The 4,027-nt window shown below is 74.2% G+C and carries 4 protein-coding genes; all 4 read right to left on the minus strand.

Annotated features, from left to right (window positions below):
* Positions 1-96 precede the first annotated feature (96 nt).
* Positions 97-1,554, minus strand: a complete 1,458-nt coding sequence (gene der, locus V7793_RS34485) for a ribosome biogenesis GTPase Der (RefSeq protein WP_336013640.1) — start codon at positions 1,552-1,554, stop codon at positions 97-99.
* A gap of 58 nt (positions 1,555-1,612) precedes the next feature.
* Positions 1,613-2,200, minus strand: coding sequence for a lysophospholipid acyltransferase family protein (locus V7793_RS34490; RefSeq protein ID WP_336013643.1), 588 nt, complete (start codon positions 2,198-2,200; stop codon positions 1,613-1,615).
* A 50-nt stretch (positions 2,201-2,250) separates the two neighbouring features.
* Positions 2,251-2,964, minus strand: coding sequence for a (d)CMP kinase (gene cmk / locus V7793_RS34495; protein WP_336013641.1), 714 nt, complete (start codon positions 2,962-2,964; stop codon positions 2,251-2,253).
* 170 nt (positions 2,965-3,134) lie between these two features.
* Positions 3,135-4,027 (minus strand): prephenate dehydrogenase (locus V7793_RS34500; protein WP_336013642.1); only part of this gene is annotated, 893 nt, incomplete at its 5' end.

Consider the following 4,027-nt stretch of genomic DNA (forward strand, 5'->3'; position numbering starts at 1 on the left):
TACGTCTACTTCTTGCGCCCGCGCTTCTCCCGCACCCGCACGGCTGCACCTCCCGGGGGATAACCCCCGGACCCCCAGCCGAGCCCGGGGCGCGGCCTACTTCTTGCGCCCGCGCTTCTCCCGCACCCGCACCGAGATGTGAATCGGCGTCCCCTCGAAACCGAACTCCTCGCGCAGGCGGCGCTCGACGAAGCGCCGGTAGCCCGCCTCGATGAAGCCGGAGGCGAAGAGCACGAACCGCGGGGGCTTGGTGCCCGCCTGGGTGCCGAAGAGGATGCGGGGCTGCTTGCCGCCGCGGATCGGGTGCGGGTGGGCCGCGACGAGCTCGCCGAGGAAGGCGTTCAGCCGGCCGGTCGGCACGCGCGTCTCCCAGCCCGCGAGGGCCGTCTCGATCGCCGGGACGAGCTTCTCCATGTGGCGGCCGGTCTGCGCCGAGACGTTGACCCGCGGCGCCCACGCGATCTGCTGGAACTCGGTCTCGATCTCGCGCTCGAGGTAGTAGCGGCGCTCCTCGTCGAGGGTGTCCCACTTGTTGTACGCGATGACGATCGCGCGGCCGGCCTCGACGGCCATGGTGACGATGCGCTGGTCCTGGACGGAGATGGCCTCGCTGGCGTCGATCAGGATGACCGCGACCTCGGCCTTCTCGACCGCGGCGGCGGTGCGCAGGGAGGCGTAGTAGTCGGCGCCCTCCTGGAGGTGGACGCGCTTGCGGATGCCCGCGGTGTCCACGAACTTCCAGGTCACGCCGCCGAGCTCGATCAGCTCGTCGACCGGGTCGCGGGTGGTGCCGGCCAGCTCGTTGACGACGACGCGCTCCTCGCCGGCCACCTTGTTGAGCAGCGAGGACTTGCCGACGTTCGGGCGGCCGATCAGGGCGATGCGGCGCGGGCCGCCGACGGCGACGCCGAAGCGCTGGGCCGGGGCCTCGGGCAGGGCCTTGAGCACCTCGTCCAGCATGTCGCCGGTGCCGCGGCCGTGCAGCGCGGAGACCGGCATCGGCTCGCCGAGGCCCAGCGACCACAGCATGGCGGCGTCGGCCTCGGCGGAGGGGCCGTCGACCTTGTTGGCGCACAGCACGACGGGCTTGCCGGCCCGGCGCAGCAGCTTGACGACGGCCTCGTCGGTGTCGGTGGCGCCGACGGTGGCGTCCACGACGAAGACGACCGCGTCGGCGGCCTCGATCGCGTACTCGGCCTGCGCGGCGACGGACGCGTCGATGCCGAGGACGTCCTGCTCCCAGCCGCCGGTGTCGACGACCTTGAAGCGGCGGCCGGCCCACTCGGCCTCATAGGTGACGCGGTCGCGGGTGACGCCGGGGCGGTCCTCGACGACGGCCTCGCGGCGGCCGATGATGCGGTTCACGAGCGTCGACTTGCCGACGTTGGGGCGGCCGACGACGGCGAGCACCGGCAGCGGGCCGTGACCGGCCTCGCCGAGGGCGCCCTCGACCTCGTCGGCCTCGAAGCCCTCCTGCGCCGCGAGCTCCATGAACTCCGCGTACTCGGCGTCGCCAAGCTCACCGTGCTCGTCGCCGTGGATCTGGTCGTTCATGAAGTCCGTTCCTCGTTCGTATGGTCGGCGGACCCGCGGGCCCGCTACTAAGTCTCGTTCAGCGGCCGGTCAGCCGCTTGGCGTCCGCCAGGTGCGCGCTCAGCCGTTCCTGGATGCGCACGGTCGCCTCGTCCAGCGCCTTGCGCGTGCGCCGGCCGCTGCCGTCACCGGCCTCGAAGGCGTCCCCGAAGACGACGTCGACCCGGCTGCGCAGCGGCGGCAGGCCGCGCACGACGCGGCCCTTGCGCTCCGCGCTGCCGAGCACCGCCACCGGCACGATCGGTGCTCCCGACCGCACCGCGAAGTAGGCGAGGCCGGCGCGCAGCGAGGCGAAGTCGCCCTCGCCCCGGGTGCCCTCGGGGAAGATCCCCAGGACCCCGCCGCCCTCCAGGACGCCGAGCGCCTCGGTGATCGCGGCGCGGTCGGCGCTCGTCCGGTCCACCTTCAGCTGGCCGATCCCTTCCAGGAACGGGCCGAGGGGGCCGACGAACGCCTCCTTCTTGATCAGGAAGTGCACGGGCCGGGGCGCGGTGCCCATCAGCATCGGCCCGTCGAGGTTGTGGGAGTGGTTCACCGCGAGGATGACGGGCCCCGTGGCGGGCACCCGCCAGGCGCCCAGCACACGCGGCTTCCACAGCCCGTACATCAGGCCTATGCCGATCCGCCGGCCGACGGCGGCACCCCCGGGGGACGCGGTCACGCCGCCCGCTTCTCCTCGACCAGGGTCACCACGCACTCGATGACCTGCTCCAGGGTCAGCTCCGTCGTGTCCACCTCGACCGCGTCGCCGGCCTTGGCCAGCGGCGAGGTCTTGCGGCCGGAGTCGGCGGCGTCCCGCTTGACGAGGGCGGCCTGGGTGGCGGCCAGGTCGGCGGCCTCCTTGCCCTTCAGCTCGCCGCTGCGGCGGGCGGCCCGCGCCTCGGCGGACGCCGTCAGGAAGATCTTGAGGTCGGCGTCGGGCAGCACGGTGGTGCCGATGTCGCGGCCCTCGACGACGATGCCGGCCGGCGCCTCGGCGGCGATGGACCGCTGCAGCTCGGTCAGGCGCGTGCGCACCTCCGGGACGGCGCTGACGGCGCTGACCGCGGAGGTGACCTCCTGGGTGCGGATGGGGCCCGCGGCGTCGGCGCCGTCGACCGTGATGGTCGGCGCGGACGGGTCGGTGCCGGAGATGATCTCGGGCTTGCCCGCGGCGTCGGCGACGGCCGCGGCGTCGTTCACGTCGATGCCGTTGCTCAGCATCCACCAGGTGATCGCGCGGTACTGCGCGCCGGTGTCCAGGTAGCGCAGGCCGAGCTTGGCCGCGACGGCCTTGGACGTGCTGGACTTGCCCGTGCCGGAGGGGCCGTCGATGCCGACGATGACTGCTGCCGGAGCGGTCCGGGCGGCGGTTTCCACGGTGTCAGACACCTTCCTTGTGCACGGGGTGGGAGTACGGGCGGCTTTTACCAGCCTGCGACAAGGTTACTGGCTCGCGGAGGCGGCCCGGGCCGCGGCCGGGCGAGGCCGGGCCGCTCAAGGGCGCTCGCGCCCTTGAGCCCGCCGTCGCGGCGGATCCGAGGGCACGGGCCCCCGACGGCCTACTGGCGCAGCGACCAGCCCTGGTCGCGGAGCGCGGCGCTCAGGGACGCCACCGCGCCCGGTTCGACCATGAGCTGGATCAGGCCCGCCTGCTGGCCCGTCGCGTGCTCGATGCGGACGTCCTCGATGTTCACGCCGGCCCGGCCCGCGTCGGCGAAGATCCGGGCGAGCTCGCCCGGCTGGTCGCCGATGAGGACGGAGACGGTCTCGTACGCGGCGGGGGCCGCCCCGTGCTTGCCCGGGACCCGGCTGCGGCCCGCGTTGCCGCGGCGCAGCACGTCCTCCAGGCCGGCGGCGCCCTCGTCGCGCTTGCCGTCGTCCGCGGCCTCCAGGGCGCGCAGGGCCCGTACCGTCTCGTCGAGGTCGGAGGCGACGGCCGCGAGGATGTCGGCGACGGGGCCGGGGTTGGCGGAGAGGATCTCGACCCACAGCCGGGGGTCGGAGGCGGCGATCCGGGTCACGTCGCGGATGCCCTGGCCGCACAGGCGCACGGCCGTCTCGTCCGCTTCCTCCAGGCGGGCGGCGACCATGCTGGAGAGCAGGTGCGGGGTGTGCGAGACGAGGGCGACGGCCCGGTCGTGCTCGTCGGCGTCCATGACGACGGGGACCGCGCGGCACAGGGCGACGACCTCGAGGGCGAGGTTGAGGACCTCGGTGTCGGTGGCGCGGGTGGGCGTGAGCACCCAGGGGCGGCCCTCGAAGAGGTCGGCGGTGGCGGCCATGGGGCCGGAGCGCTCGCGGCCCGCCATCGGGTGTGTACCGAGGTAGCAGGAGAGGTCGGTGCCGAGGGCCTCCAGCTCGCGCCGCGGGCCGCCCTTGACGCTCGCGACGTCGACGTAGCCGCGGCCGAGGCCGTCCCGGATCGCCCCGGCGAGCGTGGCCGCGACGTGCG

Source organism: Streptomyces sp. KLMMK, from assembly GCF_036961605.1.
In the GTDB taxonomy this organism is placed as follows: domain Bacteria; phylum Actinomycetota; class Actinomycetes; order Streptomycetales; family Streptomycetaceae; genus Streptomyces; species Streptomyces telluris.

What these genes read in the sequence shown, in the direction of transcription:
- der (WP_336013640.1), bottom strand. Translation starts at nt 1,554, where the DNA reads ATGAACGACCAGATCCACGGCGACGAGCACGGTGAGCTTGGCGACGCC.
- V7793_RS34490 (WP_336013643.1), bottom strand. Translation starts at nt 2,200, where the DNA reads ATGTACGGGCTGTGGAAGCCGCGTGTGCTGGGCGCCTGGCGGGTGCCC.